Source organism: Nocardiopsis deserti (genome assembly GCF_008638355.1).
GTDB lineage: Bacteria > Actinomycetota > Actinomycetes > Streptosporangiales > Streptosporangiaceae > Nocardiopsis > Nocardiopsis alborubida.
Genome location: NZ_ML703349.1, coordinates 195,174 through 215,194 on the forward strand (window position 1 = coordinate 195,174; position 20,021 = coordinate 215,194).

General features: G+C 73.0%; 15 protein-coding genes. 9 read left to right on the plus strand and 6 right to left on the minus strand.

Features of this window, described 5'->3' with window-relative positions; genetic code table 11:
- Nucleotides 1-11: 11 nt before the first annotated feature.
- Nucleotides 12-812: a maleate cis-trans isomerase family protein gene (locus tag FYW99_RS06020; protein WP_150250971.1), complete on the minus strand. Its 801-nt coding sequence runs from the start codon at nucleotides 810-812 to the stop codon at nucleotides 12-14.
- A 116-nt stretch (nucleotides 813-928) separates the two neighbouring features.
- On the minus strand, nucleotides 929-1,411 hold the full coding sequence (locus FYW99_RS06025) for a DUF3830 family protein (RefSeq protein ID WP_150250972.1): 483 nt from the start codon (nucleotides 1,409-1,411) through the stop codon (nucleotides 929-931).
- Nucleotides 1,412-1,713: 302 nt separating this feature from the next.
- Between FYW99_RS06025 and FYW99_RS06030 the strand changes: the two genes are divergently transcribed.
- The 3 genes from FYW99_RS06030 to FYW99_RS06040 all read left to right on the plus strand — a co-directional run bounded on the left by FYW99_RS06030 (nucleotide 1,714) and on the right by FYW99_RS06040 (nucleotide 5,157).
- Nucleotides 1,714-2,733 (plus strand): D-2-hydroxyacid dehydrogenase, encoded by a 1,020-nt coding sequence (locus tag FYW99_RS06030; RefSeq protein WP_150250973.1) that lies wholly within the window; start codon nucleotides 1,714-1,716, stop codon nucleotides 2,731-2,733.
- Between the two features lie 29 nt (nucleotides 2,734-2,762).
- Nucleotides 2,763-4,277: an amidase gene (locus FYW99_RS06035; RefSeq protein ID WP_150250974.1), complete on the plus strand. Its 1,515-nt coding sequence runs from the start codon at nucleotides 2,763-2,765 to the stop codon at nucleotides 4,275-4,277.
- Nucleotides 4,278-4,485: 208 nt separating this feature from the next.
- The gene (locus FYW99_RS06040) at nucleotides 4,486-5,157 is read left to right on the plus strand and encodes a response regulator (protein WP_013155741.1); all 672 of its coding nucleotides are present in this window, start codon (nucleotides 4,486-4,488) and stop codon (nucleotides 5,155-5,157) included.
- 279 nt (nucleotides 5,158-5,436) lie between these two features.
- Here the strand turns inward: FYW99_RS06040 and FYW99_RS06045 are convergent, their stop codons facing one another.
- Nucleotides 5,437-7,182, minus strand: coding sequence for a sensor histidine kinase (locus tag FYW99_RS06045; RefSeq protein WP_150250975.1), 1,746 nt, complete (start codon nucleotides 7,180-7,182; stop codon nucleotides 5,437-5,439).
- 317 nt (nucleotides 7,183-7,499) lie between these two features.
- Here FYW99_RS06045 and FYW99_RS06050 point away from each other — a divergent pair, with 317 nt between their 5' ends.
- A complete protein-coding gene (locus tag FYW99_RS06050) occupies nucleotides 7,500-8,525 on the plus strand; it encodes a hypothetical protein (protein WP_150250976.1) in 1,026 nt (341 codons plus the stop codon).
- 352 nt (nucleotides 8,526-8,877) lie between these two features.
- On the plus strand, nucleotides 8,878-10,185 hold the full coding sequence (locus FYW99_RS06055; protein ID WP_150250977.1) for a hypothetical protein: 1,308 nt from the start codon (nucleotides 8,878-8,880) through the stop codon (nucleotides 10,183-10,185).
- 369 nt (nucleotides 10,186-10,554) lie between these two features.
- On the opposite strand, the gene FYW99_RS06060 is transcribed toward FYW99_RS06055, so the two are convergent.
- The 3 genes from FYW99_RS06060 to FYW99_RS06070 form a co-directional block, all read right to left on the minus strand.
- Nucleotides 10,555-12,297, minus strand: a complete 1,743-nt coding sequence (locus FYW99_RS06060) for an LCP family protein (protein WP_150250978.1) — start codon at nucleotides 12,295-12,297, stop codon at nucleotides 10,555-10,557.
- 461 nt (nucleotides 12,298-12,758) lie between these two features.
- Nucleotides 12,759-13,427 carry a hypothetical protein gene (locus tag FYW99_RS06065; protein ID WP_150250979.1) on the minus strand — a complete coding sequence of 223 codons (669 nt, stop codon included), beginning with the start codon at nucleotides 13,425-13,427 and terminating at the stop codon, nucleotides 12,759-12,761.
- 409 nt (nucleotides 13,428-13,836) lie between these two features.
- Nucleotides 13,837-15,024 carry an ROK family protein gene (locus FYW99_RS06070; RefSeq protein ID WP_150250980.1) on the minus strand — a complete coding sequence of 396 codons (1,188 nt, stop codon included), beginning with the start codon at nucleotides 15,022-15,024 and terminating at the stop codon, nucleotides 13,837-13,839.
- 210 nt (nucleotides 15,025-15,234) lie between these two features.
- On the opposite strand from FYW99_RS06070, the gene zwf reads away from it, so the two are divergent.
- The 4 genes from zwf to FYW99_RS06090 all read left to right on the plus strand — a co-directional run bounded on the left by zwf (nucleotide 15,235) and on the right by FYW99_RS06090 (nucleotide 19,958).
- The gene (gene zwf, locus FYW99_RS06075; RefSeq protein WP_150250981.1) at nucleotides 15,235-16,713 is read left to right on the plus strand and encodes a glucose-6-phosphate dehydrogenase; all 1,479 of its coding nucleotides are present in this window, start codon (nucleotides 15,235-15,237) and stop codon (nucleotides 16,711-16,713) included.
- A complete protein-coding gene (gene edd / locus FYW99_RS06080) occupies nucleotides 16,710-18,560 on the plus strand; it encodes a phosphogluconate dehydratase (RefSeq protein ID WP_150250982.1) in 1,851 nt (616 codons plus the stop codon). The genes zwf and edd overlap by 4 nt, the downstream gene beginning before the upstream one ends.
- 132 nt (nucleotides 18,561-18,692) lie before the next feature.
- The gene (gene eda, locus FYW99_RS06085) at nucleotides 18,693-19,325 is read left to right on the plus strand and encodes a bifunctional 4-hydroxy-2-oxoglutarate aldolase/2-dehydro-3-deoxy-phosphogluconate aldolase (RefSeq protein ID WP_017562791.1); all 633 of its coding nucleotides are present in this window, start codon (nucleotides 18,693-18,695) and stop codon (nucleotides 19,323-19,325) included.
- A 453-nt stretch (nucleotides 19,326-19,778) separates the two neighbouring features.
- Nucleotides 19,779-19,958 carry a hypothetical protein gene (locus tag FYW99_RS06090; protein WP_061082140.1) on the plus strand — a complete coding sequence of 60 codons (180 nt, stop codon included), beginning with the start codon at nucleotides 19,779-19,781 and terminating at the stop codon, nucleotides 19,956-19,958.
- The last annotated feature ends 63 nt before the right edge of the window (nucleotides 19,959-20,021 follow it).

Below are 20,021 nucleotides of genomic sequence, written 5' to 3' on the forward strand. Positions count from 1 at the left end.
CGTCCCGCGCATCACGCGGCACTCGGTGCGGCGACGTCGATCAGGCTCTGTCCGTGGGCCACGGCCTGGCGGCCCGCGGCCCTCATCACGGCCCACATGGTCACCTGGTTGGCCGCGATCACCGGTTTGCCCAGCTCGCGTTCCAGGGGCGCGATGATGTCGTAGGTGAGCACGTTGGTGCAGCTGATGAACACGGCCTGGGCGTCGGGGTGGTCCACCGAGTGCACCGCCTCGGACACCTCGGCGTAGGTCACCCGCCAGATGTGGCTGAGCAGGCCCAGCCCCACGCTGGAGGTCACGGCGACGCGGTGCTCGGCGAGGTAGGCCAGGAGCCGGTCGGTCACGCTGTCCACGTAGGGCGTGACGACGGCGATCCGGTCGGCGCCGAGCGCGTCCAGGGCCTGGACCAGCGCCCCGGACGTGGTGACGGCGGCGGGCGCCCCGGCGTCCACCATGGCCTGGTGCAGGCGCCGCTCACCCCGGGCGCCGTGCACGAAGCTGCCCGAGGCGCACGCGTACCCGATGGCCAGGGGCTCGGGGGCGAGCAGCGCGCGGACCGCCGGGTCCACGTGCTCCTCCCGGCACAGGGCGGCGGCCTGGTCGACCGTCACCGGTACGTGTACGTACGGCAACCGCGTGACGTGCAGCGAGACGTCGTCGGGCGTCCAGCGCCAGAGTTCGCGGTCGAGCGCGAAGTCGTAGGGCGCGATGACGCCGACTCCCGCCTGCCACGGCGTCCGCGTGCTCGCGGCCAGTTCGACGACCTGCCGCTGCGCGTCGGTGCCGTTCGTGGGCTCTCCGTCGGTCCGCATCGGTCACTCACCTCCCGGATGTGTGTTGTCGTTGCCGTCCCCGCGGGGACGCGGTCGCTCCGCGTCCGGGGCCCGAGGGCCGACCGTGGACGCGGACGCTGGGGCCTGCGAGCCGGTCAGCGCTCCAGGCGCTCGTACACCAGGCGCTCGCCGACGCTGCCCGAGCGCCAGACGTCGTCGCAGGCCTCGGCCATGGCGGGCAGGTTCTCGACGACGGTGGCGAACACGTTGCCGGGGACCCAGCCGACGTCGCCGTTGAGGAGCAGGTTGTTGCGCCCGTAGAAGAGGGCGAGGTCGATGACGCCGGGCAGGTGGCCGATCCCCTTGTCCTCCTTGAAGGCGCGGTCGAGCATGCCCCCGTCGAAGGAGAAGTAGACGACGTCGCCGGGGATCGGGGTGACGGTGGGGTTCTCCTGGCCGGGCTCGGCCTCGGCGAACCGCGGCACCATCGTGTAGACCTCGTTGCGCGCGTACTTGGCGTGCTGGACCGCGTCGCCCTGCGGCAGGGCGTTCCAGACCGCCTCACAGGTGCGGGGCGCGTCCTTGTCCAGGAGTTCGGCGACGCAGGAGACCCCGCGCCTGGGCAGGGTGATGGTCATGTACCGGGGCAATGGGTAGTCCCTTCGACGTCGGGTGGCGGGACCTGCGGGAACATCCCCGGCGCCGGGGCTGTTGATTGTTGACAATCCTAGGGTCCACAACCCGGATGCGGCAATAACCCCGATGCGAGTGGGTATCCCGGGCAGGTCAGAGGTGGTGTGAGAGGTGCTGGTTTCAGGGGAAACAGTCGATTTGTGGATTGTTGACAATCCTATGTCGGCTCCCTAGCGTTTCCCGTGCAGGGCGATCCGTCCCCGACGACCTCTCTGAACCACCGTCGCCAACCGGAGAGTGCACGCCCGTGAACAGCCTCACCCCGCCCGACCGCCCGAGACTCCTCGTCCTCCACGGCGACGAACTCCCGCCCGGCCGCGAGCGGATGGACGACCATCCCCGGCTCGGGGAGGTCGTCTACGCCACCGCCGACGAACTCCCCGCCAGGCTGCCCGGGACGCACGCGCTCCTGGTGTGGGACCTGTTCACCGAGGCGCTGGCCTCCGCCTGGCCCGGGACCGGCTCCCCTGCCTGGGTGCACGCCGCCACCGCCGGGGTGGACAACCTCATGTTCCCCGGCCTGGTGGAGAGCCCCGCCGTGGTCACCAACTCGCGCGGGGTCTTCGACGAGCCCATCGCCGAGTACGTGCTCGGCCAGGTCGTCGCCTTCGCCAAGGGCTTCCAGCAGACCTGGGAGCACCAGCGCGAGCGCCGCTGGGAGCACCGGGAGACCGAGCGCGTGTCCGGCAGGCGGGTCCTCGTGGTCGGGACCGGGCCGATCGGCCGCCACATCGCCCGCAAGCTGACGGCCGTGGGCATGCGCGTGCGCGCCTCCGGCAGCCGCGCGCGCGGCGGCGACCCCGACTTCGGCACCGTGGTCGAGTCCACCCTGGCCGAACGCGGCGCCGACGGCGCCCCGACCCTGGCCGGCGAACTCCCCGAGGCGGACTACGTGGTGATCGCCGCCCCGCTCACCGACGCCACCCGGGGGCTGGTCGACCGCCGCTTCCTGGGACTGATGAAACCCACCGCGCGGCTGGTCAACGTGGCGCGCGGACCCATCGTGGTCGAGGCCGACCTGGCCGCGGCCCTGGAGCACCGCCTCATCGCGGGCGCCGCACTGGACGTGTTCGAGGACGAGCCCCTCAAGGCGGTCTCCCCGCTGTGGGGGCTGCCCGGGGCGGTGGTCTCACCGCACATGTCCGGCGACGTCGTCGGCTGGCGCGGTGACCTCATGGACCTGTTCCTCGACAACCTCGCCCGTTACCTGGACGGGCGGGAACTGCTCAACGTGGTCGACAAGAGCCGCGGCTACGTGCCCGGCTGACCCCTGATGGCGTGACACGGGAGGCTGAAGTGACGATCCGTTCCGACCGGGCCGGGACCGAGGACGCGAGCGCGGACGTCGGCACGGCCGAGGACGCCCCGGGGGCGACCGCGGTTCCGCAGGCGCGCTCCGGCGGGCCCTCCGTACCGGCCGACCTGTCCGCCGAGCGGCTGCTCGCGGCCTACGCCGCCGGGGAGCTGTCCCCGGTGGAGGCCGTCGACTCCGTCCTGGAGCGCATCGAGCGGGACAACCCGGCGCTCAACGCGTTCTGCCTGGTGCGCCCGGAGGAGGCCCGCGAGGCCGCCCGCGCCTCCGCCGAGCGGTGGCGGCGCGGCGAGCCCTCCGGGGCCCTGGACGGGGTGCCGGTCTCGGTCAAGGACGTCCACCTCACCCGGGGGTGGCCCACCCTCAAGGGGTCGGTCACCAGCTCCCAGGAGGGGCCGTGGGAGGAGGACTCGCCGTCGGTGGCCCGACTGCGGGAGAGCGGCGCGGTGTTCGTCGGCAAGACGACCACGCCCGAGCTGGCGTGGAAGGGCGTCACCGACGGCCCGCTCACCGGCGTCACCCGCAACCCGTGGGACCTGTCCACCACGCCGGGCGGCTCCAGCGGCGGATCCGCGGCGGCCGTCGCGGCCGGGATGGCCCCGCTGTCCACCGGCACCGACGGGGGCGGCTCGATCCGCATCCCGGCCAGCTTCACCGGTGTCTGCGGGATCAAGCCCACGTGGGGCCTGGTGCCGCACTACCCGGCCAGCCCCTTCGGGTCGCTCGCGCACACCGGGCCGCTGGCCCGCACGGTGGGTGACATGGCGCTGATGCTGGAGGTCATGGCCCAGCCCGACGCGCGCGACTGGGCCGCGCTGGCGTCGCCCGCGCCCGGCCTCGGCGACGTGCGCCTGCGCACCGACGCCGAACGCCTGGTGCGGGGCATGCGGATCGCCTACAGCCCCACCCTGGGCGGTCTGGACGTGGACCCGGAGGTGGCCGCGGCGGTCGCCGACGCGGTGGCCGTGTTCGAGGCCCTGGGCGCCCGGGTGGAGGAGGCCGACCCCGGACTGCCCGACTCCCGGGAGGAGTTCCACGTGCTGTGGTACTCCGGTGCGGCCAAGGCCACGGACCGGCTCACGGACCGCCAGCGGGACCTGCTCGACCCCGGCCTGCGGGAGATCGTGGAGGAGGGGCTGACCTACTCGGCGCAGGACTACCTGACCGCGATGGCGCTGCGGATGGAGATGGGCGCCCGGATGGGCGGCTTCCACAGCGCCTACGACCTGCTGCTCACCCCGTCGATGCCGATCGCGGCCTTCGAGGCGGGGCTGGAGTCGCCGCCGCGGCTGGCGGGGGAGCGCTGGACCTCGTGGGCGGGGTTCAGCTACCCGTTCAACATGACCCAGCAGCCCGCGGCGAGCGTGCCGTGCGGGTTCACCGCGGCGGGGCTGCCGGTGGGCCTCCAGGTGGTCGGGCCCAGGCACGCCGACGCCCGCGTGCTGGCGGCCTGCCGCGCGTTCGAGCTCGCCCGGCCCTGGGCGGACCGGAGGCCGTGAATTCTGATGTGTTTCGTGGCTTGTGGGAGCCGCACGCACACCCGCTGCTATCAGGCGCTTTGTTCCACGGATGAGGAGAATTGTCCGTTTGTAGGACCTTCGTCCGAGGAGTTCGGTGCCTAAGGGCCCGCGCGCGGGCCTTCGCACGTATTACCGTCTTCATCGGAGCGGTGTCTGATCGCGGTGACGCAGGGATGAGGATGGGCCGATGCCGGGTGGTGGAGCCGAGGGCGTTCGCAAGCGGATCAGGGTGTTCCTGGTGGACGACCACGAGGTGGTCCGCCGGGGCGTGGCCGCCCTGCTGGAGACCGAGGACGACATGACCGTCGTCGGCGAGGCCGGGACGGCCGAACAGGCGTTGTCGCGGATCCCCGTGGTGCTGCCCGACGTCGCGGTCCTGGACGTGCGGCTGCCGGGCGGGTCGGGCGTGCAGGTGTGCCGGGAGATCCGCTCGGACCACCCCGAGATCGCCTGCCTGATGCTGACCTCGTTCGCCGACGAGGACGCCCTGTACGACGCCGTCATGGCCGGAGCGGCCGGGTACGTGCTCAAGCAGATCCACGGCGCCGACCTGGTCGGGGCGGTGCGCACGGTGGCCTCGGGCGGCTCGCTGCTGGACTCGGGCAGCACCGGCGCGATGCTGGAGCGGCTGCGCGGAGCCCAGGCCGAGCCGGACCCGCTGGCCGAGCTGACCCCGCAGGAGCGGCAGATCCTCGACCTCATCGGCGAGGGGATGACCAACCGGCAGATCGGCGAGCGCCTGTACCTGGCGGAGAAGACCGTCAAGAACTACGTGTCCGCACTGCTGTCCAAGCTGGACCTCAAGCGCCGCACGCAGGCCGCCGTGCTCGTCGCCGAACTGCGCGGCCGCCGCTACTGACCCCGGCTGCCCGGTCCGCCTCAGCGGACGGGCAGCCGGGTCGGCCACGGGGGTCCCGCCAGCCCTGACGGCTCCAGCAGTCCCACGGGCCCCAGCGGCTCCGGTCGCGTCGTCTGTCACCCCTGTCGCGGTGGGTCCTGTCGGTTCCGCGCGGCTCCGATCAGCCCCGCGAGCCCCAGCGGACGCGTGCGGGACCCGCGACTGTCCAGAGGACTCCGGAACCGCACGGAGGCTTCTCCGGGCTCCGGAGAGGTCTCCGGAACCGCGTTCCCAGTCCTCTCAGAAGCTGTCCGGAGGCGGTACGGCGTCGTCGCGCAGGGGCACCCGCCACACCAGCACCGTGCCCCCGTCCTCGCTCCCGCGCGCGGTGAAACCGCCGCCCAGCGCCTGGGCCCGCTGCTCCAGGTTGCGCAGACCGCTGCGCCGCCCCTGCTCGGGCAGGCCCACGCCGTTGTCGGTCACCGTCAGGGCCAGGGTGGTCGGACGCCCGGTGACCGCGGTCTCCTCCACCGCCACCGACACGTGCACCTCCGTCGCGCGCGCGTGCCGCGCCACGTTGGTCAGCCCCTCGCCGAGCACCGCGAGCAGCTGCTCGCCGATGTCGTCGGGCACGGACGCGTCGATCGGCCCGTCCAGGCTCACCCCGGGATGGCACCCCAGGCTGTGCGCGGTGTTCTCGGCCAGCTCCAGGATGCGCCCGCGCAGTGACGTGTCCCTGCGGCTCGGCGGGTTCTGGAGCGCGAAGATCGTCGAGCGGATCTCACGGATGGTGCCGTCGAGCTCGTCGATGGTCCGCTGCACCCGCTCCTCGGCCTCGGGCGAGGTGATCAGCCGCATCGTGCTCATCAGCGTCATCGCCGAGGCGAACAGGCGCTGGATCACCACGTCGTGCAGGTCCTTGGCGATCCGGTCGCGTTCCTCCAGCACCGCCAGGCGCTCGGTGTCGCGCCGCGCCTCGGCCAGTTCGAGGGCCACCGCGGCCTGCACCGAGAACCCGTGCAGCATGCGGCGTACCGCCGCGGTGAACGGGGCACGGTCGGACAGCTTGCCCAGGAGCAGCACCCCGCGCGTGTTCCCCGGGGTGCCCAGGGGCACCACCAGGCCCGAATCGTAGCCGCGGTGGGCGAGCATGGGGCAGTTCGCCCGGCTCAGGTCGGGGACGCTCAGGGCCTCTCCCGACTCGTACACCCACCCGCACGCGGAGTCGTGGATCTCCACCGGCGTCCCCAGGATCTCCTGGGCGATGGGCCCGTCCGCGATCTCCGCGAACAGGTGTCCCCGGGCGCGGGAGTCGGGGAGCATGATCACGGCCGTGTCCGCGCCGCCGATCTCCCGGGCCTGCGCGGCCATGTGGGCGAGCACCTCGGAGGTGTCGGCGCCCGACAGCAGGCGGGTGGTGACCTCGGTGGACGCGGCCAGCCACCGCTCGCGCAGCCGCGCCTCCTCGTACAGGCGCGCGTTCTCGATGGCCACGCCGGCGGCGGTGGCCAGCGCGGTCACCACCGCCTCGTCGTCCTCGTCGAACTCCGCGCCCCTGGCCTTCTCGGTGAGGTAGAGGTTGCCGAAGACCTCGTCGCGCACCTGGATGGGGACGCCGAGGAAACTGCCCATGTGCGGATGGCCCTCGGGGAAGCCCTCGAAGTCGGGGTGCTCGCGCAGGTCGGCCAGGCGCAGCGACGCGCGCTCGTTCAGGGGCACGCCCAGGACGCCCTTGCCGTGGGGGAACCTGCTGATGCGTCGGGCCTGCTCCTCGCTCATGCCCACGGGGATGAACTCGCTGAAGCCCCCGTCCTCGTCCATCACGCCCAGGCCCGCGTACCGGGCGCCGGTCAGCTGCGCCGCCGCCTCGGTCAGTCTGCGCAGCACGGTCGCCAGGTCGAGGTCGCCGCCGATGGCCAGGACGGCCTGGAGCAGCGACTGCACCCGGCCGTGCGCGGACATGCGCGAGTCCAGTGAGTGCACCTCGTTCAGCAGTTCGTCCACGCTGTCGGGGGACAGGGAGGAGCTCTGGGGGATCTCAGTCATGTGTCTGTCAACCTCCGCAGAGCCGGTCGGCGTTGTGGCAATGCGCGTTTCCCTCGGGCGTAATAGTTGAATTGTCGTTGGTTTTTCCCCGGTTTGCCACATCTTGCTGTTCAGGGGCCGGTTCCGGATGGGCGGGAATTCCTGTGGATTCGGGGTTCCGGTCGTCTAATTCATGCTAACGTCGCGATCAGCGGACGCGAGGAGGCCCTTGTGACCTCCCGTCCCACGGCTGGAACGCGCCGCCCAGTGCGGAGCCACCGGCCCCGAACGCCCCCCGCGTGTCGGTCCGCGCCCCACGGTGGAGAGAGGAACCCCCGGTGTCTGGAGTCCACGGTCTCACGAGCGCCCCCGGCGCCCGTTTCGCCGTGCTCCTCGCGCCGATGCGGCGGGCGCTGCTGCTCGCAGCCCTCGTCTCCGGATTCCTGGTCACCGTGTGGCTGACGGCCTCCGACCCCGTGCGGGCGCAGGAGGAGGGGGAGACCGCTCCCCTGACCCACCAGACCGCGTCCGTCGCCGGAGCCGTGCATGCTCCCGCGGCGCAGGCGGTCGCCAACCGGCCGGAGGCGACGAGGGCCGCTCACGGTCACGACGGATCGGGCCAGGACGGTTCGGTTCCGAACGGCTCGGGCCGGAACGGTTCCGGGCAGGCCGACGCCGCGCGGACGGACACGGGCCGCCCCGACTCCGGGGACCGCCCGGACGCCGCGCCCGCGGACGCCGGGACCTCCGTCCCGATGGCCGCCAGGATCAACGACCCGCTGGTCGGCGCCGTGTCCGCGGTCGGGGAGAACACCACGCGGATGGTCTTCGACGGATCCGCCGGGGTCTCCCGCGGCAACGTGCCCGAGGCCCCCGAGGTGGCCCGCCAGATCCGCGACACCGTGCACGGGGTGACCGAGCCCGTCGAGGAGTACCTCGACGAGGACGACGCCTCCGACGCGGAGCCGCGGGCAGAGGACCCGTCCCGGGCCCCGGCCGACACGGACGGGCGGACCGGAGCCGAGAGCGGTGCCGCGGTGCCGTCCGCCCCGGCCGACACCGTCACGCACTTCGTCCCGACCGCCGCTGAGGTCAGCGCGGGCGCCGTTCAGCGCCACGCCGACCCGGACGCGGAGAACTCCCCCGCGCGGCTGGTCTCCGACCCCGTCGCCACGCCCTCCGGGCTGAACGGATCCAGTTCGGGTTCCGCCCAGGGCGCCCCCGGCGGCGTCCCCGCCGTCGCGGGCTACCTGACCACCACCGGCGCCCCGGCGTCGGCACCCGGCCAGCTCCAGGCCGCCCGGCACGTCCTGCTCGCGGTTCCCGCCGAGTCCGCGGACGAGCCGACCTTCTCGCCCGACTAGGGGCCTTCCTCCCTCCGGTCGCCCAGCGACCCTTCCTGGCACGCCCCTTCCCAGACCCGGAACGCCCGCGGACGATCACGTTCGGTGAGGAACCGGACTCCTCTGGGGATTGACGTGAGCCGCGCACCCCGACGGCGAGGTTCACGTCAGTCAGTGGCCAGCCAGATCCACGACTGATGACCGGTAGAGCCGCACCGCTCCCTCCAGGCGCGGCGGGCTCTCCCACCGGAAAGCCCGGACCCGAACGGCACCCTCCTCCCGGCCAGGGGAGCGGAGCCGTCGGACGGCGGGAAGCGCACCCGAACGCCGTCCACGCGAGAGCCAGAGACCACACTCCGGAAGGACACACGACATGTTCAACACCGCCCGCACCTCTGCCAAGACCCTGCTGGTGGCCGCCAGCACCGCGGGTTTCGTCGCCCTCGGCGCCGGGATCGCCGGGGCTGACGCCCTCGGCGGCGCCACGGACGGGCTCGCGCTGAACGACCTGGGCAGCCAGGTCCCGGCACCGCTCACGGAGGGCGTCTCCACGCCCCTGGGCGAGCTGGTCAAGGTCGAGCCCGGCCAGATCTCCGCCCAGCCCGACGTGCGGCGCCAGTCCGCCCCGGAGCAGCCCCTCGGCCCGGTCGCCGGGAACGCCGTCTCCACCGACACCCCGATCCGGACGGGGGAGGAGAACGCCACCAACGTCGGACCGCTGGACCTGAACACCGTCAGCGAGACGCTGCCCCTGTCGGGTACCGCGAGCCCGGTGTCGGGCGACCCGCTGTCCGGTCTGCTGGGCGGTTCGGGCATCCTGGGCGGTCTGCTCGGCGGCACGGGTGGCGGCGCGGGCGGTGGCACGCTGCCGCTGAGCCACGCCTCCACGGAGCCGCTGGCCTCGGCCCCGGTGTCGGGTGACCCGCTGTCCACCCTGCTCGGCGGGACCAACCTGCTCGAAGGCGTGGGCCTGGACACCGGCGGCAGCACGCTGCCGTTGTCGCACGCCTCCGCGGAGCCGCTGGCCTCGGGGCCGGTGTCGGGTGACCCGCTGTCCGGTCTGCTGGGCGGTTCGGGCATCCTGGGTGGCCTGCTCGGCGGCACGGGTGGCGGCGCGGGCGGTGGCACCCTGCCGCTGTCGCACCCGGAGTCGTCCCTGTCCCTCCAGGACACCAGGGAGACGGTCGGCACCGGCATCAACCAGCTGGGCTCGTCGGTCGAGCGGGGCACGCACGAGGTCGGCGGCGACCTGAACGGCCTCGACGCCACCCTGCCCGCGTCCGGGGACACCCTGCCCCTGGCCGCCGCGGACACCCCCACCGGCCCCATCAACGGCCAGAACACCGACCTGACCGGCGGCACCGCCGACCTGGTCTCCGACCTGGTGCTGTCCGACGACGTGACGCTGCCCATGTCCGCGAGCGCCTCCTCGCTGCCCGAGACCGTCTCCGACGCCTCGGCCGACCTGCTGCCCGTGCCCGAGGGCACCCTGCCCATGGCCGCCGCTCCCGAGGTCTCGGACGTCACCGATCTCGCCGTCGACGCCGTCCGCACGACGCAGCTCGACCCCTCCGGTGACTTCGTGGGCAACGACCTGGTGGGCGTGGACGGTATGCCCGACCTGGGCCAGCCCGCGGTGGACACCAGCCAGCTGAACCTGCTGCCCGACAGCATCGCCTGACCTCCCTGGAACGTGCGCCCGCCGGTCGTGGCGGACGCACGAGCCTCGGGCGGTGAGCGGGACCACCTCCGCTGAGGGGCGCCGAACGGAACTGTGGGGGTTCCAGGCGCGTACCGGCGGGGGGAGGAGTCTCCGCCGCCCGAGGCCCGACCGCGGTTCCGGACCGGGGGGACCGGAACCGCGGTTCCTCGTGCCCGGAGTGCCCGGGAACACGGAAGGGGCCCCGGGGCCGGTACGGAGAGGTCGTACCGGCCCCGGGGCCCCTCGGTGTTCCGGAAGGCACGAGAAGATCCCAGAAAGCCACAGAGGGCCCAGGAAGCCCCGGAAACCCCAGAAGGCTTCAGGGGTCTCGGGGGCTTCCTCGGGGCCCTACTCCATCTCGTCCCCGGTGCCGTAGCCCAGGCCGTCGGAGCACGGGTTGGAGGTGGCGTCGCGTCCCACGCCCGGACGGGCCGGGTCGTCCTCCGGGGAGGCGTCCGCGACGTCCTCGTCCACCGGCGAGGGCGAGGCGCCGGGCGGGTCCTGGGGAGCGGCGGCCTCGTCGGCCATCGTGAGGGGCAGGGGCCGGTCCTCGCGCACTGCGGTGAACAGCTCCTCGGCCTGGTCCTCGTACCACAGGACCCGGTTGGGGTTGGAGGGCGCCTGGTACCAGGGCACGGTGTGGAACTCGATGTCGGTCAGCTCCACGTCCGCCAGGGTCACGGCGATCGACAGCATCCGGTCGAACGTGAGGGCGCTGTCGGTGGCGCTGTGCTCGGCCACCGCGCGCAGGACGGCGTTGAGCCTGCCCGGGTCGGTGATCACGTCGTTGCTGGTCACCTGCTCGGCCAGAGCCGCGAGGAACATCTGCTGGCGGTCGATGCGGCCGATGTCGCCGCCGTCGCCGATCTCGTAGCGGGCCCGGACGAACGACAGGGCCTCGTCGCCGTCGAGGGTCTGCTGGCCCGCGTCGAGGTCGAGCTTGGAGCGGCTGTCCTCCATCGGCTCGGGGATGCACATGTCCACGCCGCCGATGGCGTCCACCACGTCCCGGAAGCTCATGAAGCTGAGGTGCACGAAGTGGTCGATGCGGACGTCGCTGAGCGACTCGATGGTGCGGACCACGCAGGGCGGGCCGCCGTGGTACATCGCGGCGTTGATCATGCCGAAGTAGCCGGACGTGCCCTCGGTGTCGCCGTAGGGGTCGCACTCGGGCAGGGCCACCAGGGAGTCGCGGGGGAAGCTGATCACCGACACCCGGTTCTCAGGCGAGATGTGCGCCAGCATGACCGAGTCCGAACGCTCGCCCTCGAACTCGGTCGAGTAGGCGGTGCTGCCCTCCTCGTAGCCGTCGGTGCCCATGAAGAGGATGTTGACGGAGTCGTTGATCCTCTCGGGCCGGTCCTCCTCCTTGAGCAGCTCGTCGATGTCGTACTGGACCATGTCCGAGCGCAGCGAGCGGTAGTAGCCGTAGGCGGTGCCGACCCCGGCGGCCAGGACGAGGACCAGGCTCGCGGCGACCCACACCAGGATCCTGCCGGTCCGGCGCCGCTTCGTGCGGACGGGAGGATCGGCGGCGGCCGCGGTGTCCGCGCCCGGGGCGGCTCCGGCGGTCCCGGCGGCCTCGACAGTCCCCGTGGACGCGGCGGTGGAATCGGCTCCGGCGGTCTCTTCGGGCTCCGCGGTCCCGGCGGTCTCTGCTGAGGCATGGGCCCCAGCGGCCTTCTCGCCCCCAGCGGCCTCCTCGACCTCGGAGGCCCCTTGGGCGCTGGTGAGCTTTTGAGCGTCACCAGCCTCGGCGGCCTCGTCGGCACCGCCAGGCTCTTCGGCCTCCTGGGTGTCACCGGTGTCGGAGGTCACACCGGTTTCGGCGGCCTCTTCGACCTTTCCGGTCTCCTCCGCCTCCTCAGCCCTTCCGGCCCCCTCCGTCTCTTCGGTCTCCTCAGTTTCGTCGGTCTCGTCCGGCTCGTGTGCCCGGTCGGTCCCGTCAGCACCGGTTCCGGGCGTGGCGGTGTCCCCGCCGGCCGCGTCGTCGCCGGTGTTCGCGGACCCGGAGCGGGGCGTTGGGTCGGCCTCGGTGTCGTCTGGTGTGTGGTCCTTGCCGGAGGCAGAGGGCTTCTCGTCAGCGGGCATCGTGCAATCTCGGTGAGTTCGGACGGCGGGACGTGCCAACGGTCGGACGCCGGGCCGGAGGGACACGCGTCCGCGTTCGGGGGAGGGCGGGGAGCGCGCGGAACGTCAGCGGCGGGCGGTCACCGGGTCCGGGGCCTCCTGGGGATTCGGGGACGGCCCACGGGGCACAGGCAGCACCGGGAAGCGGGTGCGGCCAACGGCACGGAAAACGCGTGCGTGGCTGAGATCCTAGGTCAAGTTCTTCCCGTCCGCGCGCGCGGGTTGTCTCTGGGCGGGAGGCCCGACCGCAATTGCGCCGCACGATTCCTCAGCCCCCGTGGTCGTCTCCTGGAGTCCGTCCGCCCGGCTTTCCCCGGCGTGTCCGCTTGAAACGCCTCTGTCCGGCCCCGAAGGGGGCGGACGCGGACCGCCCGCGCCCCCGGACGGGGACAGCGGGCGGTCGGCGGGGCTGCGGGTTCAGGTCAGTCGTCCCAGAAGGCGCTCTCCTTGGCGGGCTCCTCCGTGGACGCGGAGGAGGAGCGCCCGCCCTTCGCCGCGGGCTTGGCGGGGGTCTTGGCCGCGCTCTTGGCGGGCTTGCGGGCCGGGGCCGCGGGCTTGGCGCCGGTGTGCCGGGGGCGCGGGGTGACCGCGCTCTTGGCGATGGGCTCGGCGGGGCGCGGCGTCTCGCCGGAGTGGATGCTCAGCGCCTCCTCCTCCACGGACAGCATCTTGCGGACCGGGGCGGGCACCTCGGGCAGCTTCTCGGAACGCAGGTGCGCGCCGAGCACCTCCAGGGCGTGGTCGCACAGCAGCTGGCGGGACCGCTCGGACCTGACCCCGCTGAGCTCCTCGACCTCCGGCAGGGACCGTTCGCGCAGCAGGCGGATGACGTCGCGCAGCCGGTCCCGCGTCTTGCGGTCGGTCATGGACATGACGGTCAGCTCCGCCTCTGCGAGGAAGCTCTCGCCGCCGTCGACCGAGTCGCGTTCGGCGATGAAGGCGCTGGTGAGGGTGCGCGCGGAGGCGCGGGAGGAGATGCGGATTCCGTCGCGCCTGACCAGGCGGGCCTGGACGGCGGTGACGACGACGCTGGTGACCAGGCTGATTCCGGCACCCAACAGGATCAGTACGAGGGGGTTCTCTAGGAGCACGGCGGGGACCTTTCCGGGCGGGGGTCCGCACGGGCGCGGCCACGGGGGTGACGGAGGTGTGCGGGGCGGGGGCGGTGCTCGGTGACTATTCGACACACCGAGTGCGGTTGTCAAGTGCGGGTGCGGGGCACGTGCGCGCCGACGAACGCGTCGTCGCAGGTGGGTCGGGTGAGCGCGGGGCACGGCTCGGTCGGGGGCGGAGCGGTCGTCGGAAGGGGCCGAAGTCCCTCCCGTGCGAGGATGCCCGGTCAGACGAAGAGGTAACTTCCCCGCCCGCGGTCTGTGGACGGGGAAGGGGTGACCGACCCCGCTCCCTCCGTCGGCAGGTCAGAACCCTTGCGCCACACCAGCGACTTTTCCGTCCAGCCCACAGGTCGGCGTCGGGCCTTCCGGGCCCGCAGCGAACCCCTCAGCCCGCCAGGAGCTTGTTCACCGCTTCCGGCGACAGGATCTCCTCGGTCACCATGGCCGCGCAGCCGCGCACGCCCGCGTCGTCCCACAGGGAGCTGGCCACGACGCGCAGCTGCCGGGTGGCCAGGGCGGTGCACTGCTGGAACACCACCTCGCGCACGCCGGCCACCAGGTGGTCGTAGGCCTCGGCCAGGTCGCCGCCCAGCACGATCACCTCGGGGTTGAGCAGGTTCACCGCCCCAGCGAGCGCCTCACCCAGTTTCCGCCCGGCCTCCCGGACCAGGGTGACAGCCACCGGGTCGCCCCCCGAGGCCAGCGCCACCAGGTCCTTGAGCGTCTGCGCCTCGCGCCCCTGCTCGGCGGCGCTCTCCAGCAGCCGCCGACCCCCGGCGACCGCCTCCAGGCAGTCGGTGTTGCCGCAGCGGCACGGGAGCCCCCCCGCGCCGCGCACCGGGATGTGCCCGATCTCCCCGGCGGCGCCCAGCGAACCGCGCAGCAGCCGTCCGCCGGACAGCAGGCCCGCGCCGATCCCGGTGGAGGCCTTCACGAACACCATGTCGTCGGGGTGCCCGTGCCCGCCCGCGATGTGCTCGCCGAGCGCCATCACGTTCACGTCGTTGTCGACCAACACCGGTACCGGGAAGCGCTCGGCGACCAGCGGGGCCAGCGCCACGCCCGCCCACTTGCCGAGGAAGGGGCGGTCGTCGGCGCGGCCCGCGTGGAACTCGACGGTGCCGGGCAGGCCGATGCCCACGCCGCGCACGTCACCGGGGTCGCGGCCGAGCGCGGCGATCTGTTCCGACCAGGTGTCCAGCAGCCAGGGCAGGGTGGCGTCGGGGCCCTGCTCCATCGCGGGCGAGCCCGGTGTCCGCACGAGGACCTCGCCGTCGAGGTCGCACACGGCGGCCTGGCTGCGGACCATGCCCAGGGCGCTGGTGAGGATGAGGCCGCTGGCGGCGTTGAACTCCAGCAGGGTGGGCGGCCGCCCACCGCTGGAGACAGCGCCCGAGCCCTCGGTGACGAGCCCGCCGCCGATCAGTTCGGTGACCCGCAGGGCGACGGAGGGACGGGACAGGCCCGTGACCCGGCCGATCTCGGACCGGCTGGTCGCGGTTCCGGAGCGGATGAGGTCCAGGATGTGGCCGCTGGTGGCAGCAGAGGACAGGCGTCCGGGGGTTCTGGCCATAGCTCATTCAACCACGAGGTTACGACTGCAAGGCTGGGAGGTTATGTAAATAATTGTTCTCAAGTGTGCTTGGTTTTTTACCATAGTCGGGCTTAGGCTCAAAGAGCCGGACGACCCGCGCGTCCGCGCCGTCTCCCCGCACCCCCCGCCTGCGCCACACTCCGCCCCCCGCTCCCCATCCCCTTCCCTCTCCGCTGGAGCAGACCGAAGATGCCGCAGCAGCCCGCGTCCCGTGCCACCGACCTGGTGGTCTTCGGGGGTACCGGCGACCTGTCCATGCGCAAACTCCTCCCCTCCCTGTACCTGCTGGACCGCGACGGCCACCTGGACGGGGGGACCCGCGTCGTCGCCGTCTCGCGCGACGGCCTCACCGACGCCGACCTCAGGGACAAGGCCGCCTCCGCGGTCCGCGGCCACCACGCCGTCCAGGTCGCCGAGCCCGACGTGCTCCACCGGTTCCTGGAACGCCTCTCCCACGTCACCGTGGACGTCGGCGGCGACCCCTCGGGCTGGGACGCCCTCACCGCCGCCCTCGCCCCCGACCGCGACCGCGTCTTCTACCTCGCCGTCCCGCCGATGATCTCCGGCGCGATCTGCCGCGGCCTGAGCGGCGCCGGGCTCGTCACCCCCGACTCCCGCGTGGTCATGGAGAAGCCCCTGGGCCGCGACCTGGTCTCCTCCCGCGCCGTCAACGACGCGGTGGGGTCGGTCTTCGACGAGTCGCGGATCTACCGCATCGACCACTACCTGGGCAAGGAGACGGTGCAGAACCTGCTGGTGCTGCGGTTCGCCAACGTCTTCCTCGAACCCCTCTGGAACTCCCGCTGGATCGACCACGTCCAGATCACCGCCGCCGAGACCGTCGGCGTCGGCGGGCGCCGGGGCTACTACGACACCTCCGGCGCCATGCGCGACATGGTCCAGAACCACCTGCTCCAGCTGCTGTGCCTGACCGCCATGGAGCCCCCGTCCAGCTACGACCGCGACTCCGTCCGCGACGAGAAGCTCAAGGTCCTCCAGTCGCTGCGCCCCCTCACCGGGGACCGCGTCGCCGAGGACACCGTGCGCGGCCAGTACGGGCGCGGCTCCGTCCAGGGATCGGAGGTACTCGGCTACCTCGACGAGCCCGGCGGGCCCGCCCTCAGCGACACCGAGACCTTCGTGGCCCTGCGCGCCGAGGTCGCCAACTGGCGCTGGGCGGGGGTGCCCTTCTACCTGCGCACCGGCAAGCGCATGTCGCACGACCGCTCGGAGATCGTCATCCGTTTCCGCGAGGTGCCGCACACGATCTTCCCGGGCACCAACCTCCCCGGAGCGGGCAGCCTCGTCATCCGGCTCCAGCCGGACGAGGGCATACACCTGACCATGCTGGCCAAGACGCCCGGCGCCGGAGCGCTGCGGCTGCGGCCCGCCCCCCTGGAGCTCAGCTTCGCCGACACCTTCGCCACCCGCTCGCCCGAGGCCTACGAGCGGTTGCTGACGGACGTCCTGGCCGGTGACTCCACCCTCTTCATGCGCCGCGACGAGGTCGAGGCCGCCTGGCGCTGGGTGGACCCCGTCATCGAGGCCTGGAACGGCCTGAGCACCACCCCCGAGACCTATCCAGCCGGAAGCGCCGGCCCCGCGGGCGCGCACCGGCTCATCGGCCGAACAGGCCGTACGTGGTACGAAGAGGAGCGACCCCGATGACCGCGCACACGAACGACGACGCCGACACCACAGGGCACGGACCCGCCGTCCACCCCGTCGTCGCAGACGTCACCCGGCGCCTCGCCGAGCGCAGCGCCGACACCCGGTCCGCCTACCTGGCGCGGATCGACGAGGCGGCGGCCGAGGGCCCCGCCCGCTCCGCCCTGGGCTGCGCCAACCTCGCCCACGGGTTCGCGGCCTGCGGCGTCTCGGACAAGCTCAAGCTGTCCGGCGACGTCACGCCCAACCTGGCGATCGTCTCCGCCTACAACGACATGCTCTCCGCGCACCAGCCGCTGGAGTCCTACCCGGCCGTGATCAAGGCCGCCGTGGCCGAGGCGGGCGGCGTCGCCCAGTTCGCCGGGGGCGTGCCCGCCATGTGCGACGGCATCACGCAGGGCCGCGCGGGCATGGAGCTGTCCCTGTTCAGCCGGGACGTCATCGCGATGGCCACCGCCGTGGCCCTCTCCCACGACATGTTCGACGGCGCGCTGATGCTCGGCGTGTGCGACAAGATCGTGCCGGGCCTGCTGATCGGCGCCCTGTCCTTCGGCCACCTGCCGGTGGCCTTCGTGCCCGCCGGGCCCATGCCCTCGGGCCTGCCCAACAAGGACAAGGCCCGCGTGCGCCAGCGCTTCGCCGAGGGCCAGGTGGGCCGCCGCGAGCTGCTCCAGGCCGAGTCCGCCGCCTACCACTCGCCCGGCACCTGCACCTTCTACGGCACCGCCAACTCCAACCAGATGCTCATGGAGGTCATGGGCCTGCACCTGGCCGGGGCCAGCTTCGAGCAGCCGGGCACCCCGCTGCGCGAGGCCCTGACCGCCGAGGCCGGGCGCAGCGTGCTCGCCCGCACCGCCCTGGGCGACTCCTACAACCCCGTCGGCCGCCAGATCGACGAGCGGGCCCTCGTCAACGCCGTGGTCGCCCTGCTGGCCACCGGCGGCTCCAGCAACCACACCCTGCACCTGGTGGCCATCGCCCGCGCCGCCGGTATCGAACTGACCTGGGACGACTTCGCCGACCTGTCCGAGGTGGTGCCGCTGCTCACCCGCATGTACCCCAACGGCGCCGCCGACGTGAACCAGTTCCACGAGGCGGGCGGCATGGCCCACCTGATCGGCTCCCTGCTGGACGCCGGGCTGCTCCACGAGGACGTGCGCACCCTGATGGGCGAGGGCCTGGGCCGCTACCGCCAGGTCCCGAACCTGGACGGGGGCGAGCTGACCTGGGTCGACGGTCCCAAGGAGAGCGGCGACACCTCCGTCCTGCGCGGCGCGGACGACCCCTTCGCCCCCGACGGCGGCCTGCGCATGCTCTCGGGCAACCTGGGCCGCGCCGTCATCAAGGTCTCCGCGGTCGCGCCGGAGCGGCACGTGGTGGAGGCCCCCGCCCGCGTCTTCGGCGACCAGGCCGAGCTCCAACAGGCGTTCGCCGCCGGGGAGCTGACCGGCGACTTCGTCGCGGTGGTCCGCTTCCAGGGGCCGCGCGCCAACGGCATGCCCGAGCTGCACAAGCTCACGCCGCCGCTGGCGGTGCTCCAGGACCGGGGCCAGAAGGTGGCGCTGGTGACCGACGGCCGCATGTCCGGCGCCTCGGGCAAGGTGCCCGCCGCCATCCACGTGTCCCCCGAGGCCGAGGCGGGCGGCGCGCTGGCCTACGTCCGCGACGGCGACACCATCCGCCTCGACGCCACCACGGGCACACTGGAGGTGCTGGCCGACCTGACCGGCCGCGAGCCCGCCCGTCCCAGCGCGGACTCCGCCACCGGCACCGGCCGCGAGCTCTTCGCCGCCCTGCGCGGCGCGGTCGGCCCCGCAGAGAAGGGCGCCGGGGTCTTCGGATCCTGACCCGTTGACCCGCTGACCCGGGCGCGCCGGGGGACCGGCCCCGGGGCGTGTGCGGCGGACATCCGCCCCACGCGCCCCCGCGGCCGCGGCGCGCCCACCCAGACCTTCGACCGACCCTGGAGAGAACACGACATGACGACGAACCCCCGTTCGGGCGCCGACATCCTCGACCTGGCCCCGGTGATGCCGGTGGTGGTCGTCTCGGAGGCCGAGTCCGCCGTGCCGCTGGCCCGCGCGCTGGTGGCGGGCGGCCTGCCGGGCATCGAGGTGACCCTGCGGACCCCGGCCGCGCTGGAGGCCATCGCGCGGATCGCCGCCGAGGTGCCCGAGGCCGTGGTCGGCGCGGGCACCGTGGTCACCCCCGACCAGGCGGCCGCGGCCGCCAGGGCGGGAGCGCGCTTCCTGGTCAGTCCGGGGTGCACCGACGGGCTGGCGTCGGCCATGGCCGACACGGGCCTGCCCTTCCTGCCCGGCGTGGGCACCGTCTCCGAGGCCCTGGCGCTGCTGGAGCGGGGGGTGTCGGAGATGAAGTTCTTCCCGGCCGAGGCCTCGGGCGGCGCGGCGTTCCTGAAGTCGCTGGCCGGCCCCCTGCCCCAGGTGAGGTTCTGCCCGACCGGCGGCATCACCGTCGCGTCGGCCCCCGCCTACCTCGCCCTGCCGAACGTGGGCTGTGTGGGCGGCAGCTGGCTGACCCCGGCCGACCTGGTGGCGGCGGGCGAATGGGAGCGGATCACCGGGCTGGCCCGGGAGGCCGCGGCTTTCTAGGGCTTTTCTCCCCTGCCCCGGCCGCCGTCTCGGCGGCCGGGGTTCTTCCTTTTCCGGGGTGTTTTCCCGTATTTCTGCTGTTATTCGGGGCTTCCGACTCGGGTCGAGGCGTCTCCTCCCCGGGGCGGAGGCACGGAGCGGACCGGCCCTGGTCACGGGTGACCGCGCCGCGGTCACCTTGTCGTGCGGGACAGGAGGAAACGCAGGTGGAAGCGGGCCCGTTTCCCGGATCGCGGGTATTCTCCGCCCTCCTTCGGACGGGCTCCTCCTTTGTGCGACCCCCACCCCCCGGGTGCGGGGACCCTCCTCATGGGAGGGCGCGGATCGGTCCATAAGGAGGAGGGGAAAATGGTCCGCGTGAATGAAGACCTCGGCGCGGTCGGAGCCTAATGTGTATTTCACAACAGGCGTTACCGACAAAACGGTCGCCGTGTTTCGAGAAAGGCATTCCCCATGGCCGTTTCCGCCAGCAACCGCCCCGAGATCAACCTCGACGTCGACGCCGAGACCTTCGAGACCCCGGGCTCGGGCCAGTCCGTGGAGAACAGCGGCGCCGAGGTCCCCGGCCCGATCACCTTCGGCACCACCTGCTGGGGCACCCCCTGCCCGAGCGCCAACACCATCTCCTGCTAGGGGATCGGACCCGTAGTCCCCACAGAGGCCGTGGGCGGCACCCGGCCGCCCGTAACGGTGGAA

Coding starts and splice junctions, on each gene's coding strand:
- FYW99_RS06020 (WP_150250971.1), bottom strand. CDS start 812: ATGCGGACCGACGGAGAGCCCACGAACGGCACCGACGCGCAGCGGCAG.
- FYW99_RS06025 (WP_150250972.1), bottom strand. CDS start 1,411: ATGACCATCACCCTGCCCAGGCGCGGGGTCTCCTGCGTCGCCGAACTC.
- FYW99_RS06040 (WP_013155741.1), top strand. CDS start 4,486: ATGCCGGGTGGTGGAGCCGAGGGCGTTCGCAAGCGGATCAGGGTGTTC.
- FYW99_RS06045 (WP_150250975.1), bottom strand. CDS start 7,182: ATGACTGAGATCCCCCAGAGCTCCTCCCTGTCCCCCGACAGCGTGGAC.
- FYW99_RS06055 (WP_150250977.1), top strand. CDS start 8,878: ATGTTCAACACCGCCCGCACCTCTGCCAAGACCCTGCTGGTGGCCGCC.
- FYW99_RS06060 (WP_150250978.1), bottom strand. CDS start 12,297: ATGCCCGCTGACGAGAAGCCCTCTGCCTCCGGCAAGGACCACACACCA.
- FYW99_RS06070 (WP_150250980.1), bottom strand. CDS start 15,024: ATGGCCAGAACCCCCGGACGCCTGTCCTCTGCTGCCACCAGCGGCCAC.
- zwf (WP_150250981.1), top strand. CDS start 15,235: ATGCCGCAGCAGCCCGCGTCCCGTGCCACCGACCTGGTGGTCTTCGGG.
- edd (WP_150250982.1), top strand. CDS start 16,710: ATGACCGCGCACACGAACGACGACGCCGACACCACAGGGCACGGACCC.
- eda (WP_017562791.1), top strand. CDS start 18,693: ATGACGACGAACCCCCGTTCGGGCGCCGACATCCTCGACCTGGCCCCG.
- FYW99_RS06090 (WP_061082140.1), top strand. CDS start 19,779: ATGGCCGTTTCCGCCAGCAACCGCCCCGAGATCAACCTCGACGTCGAC.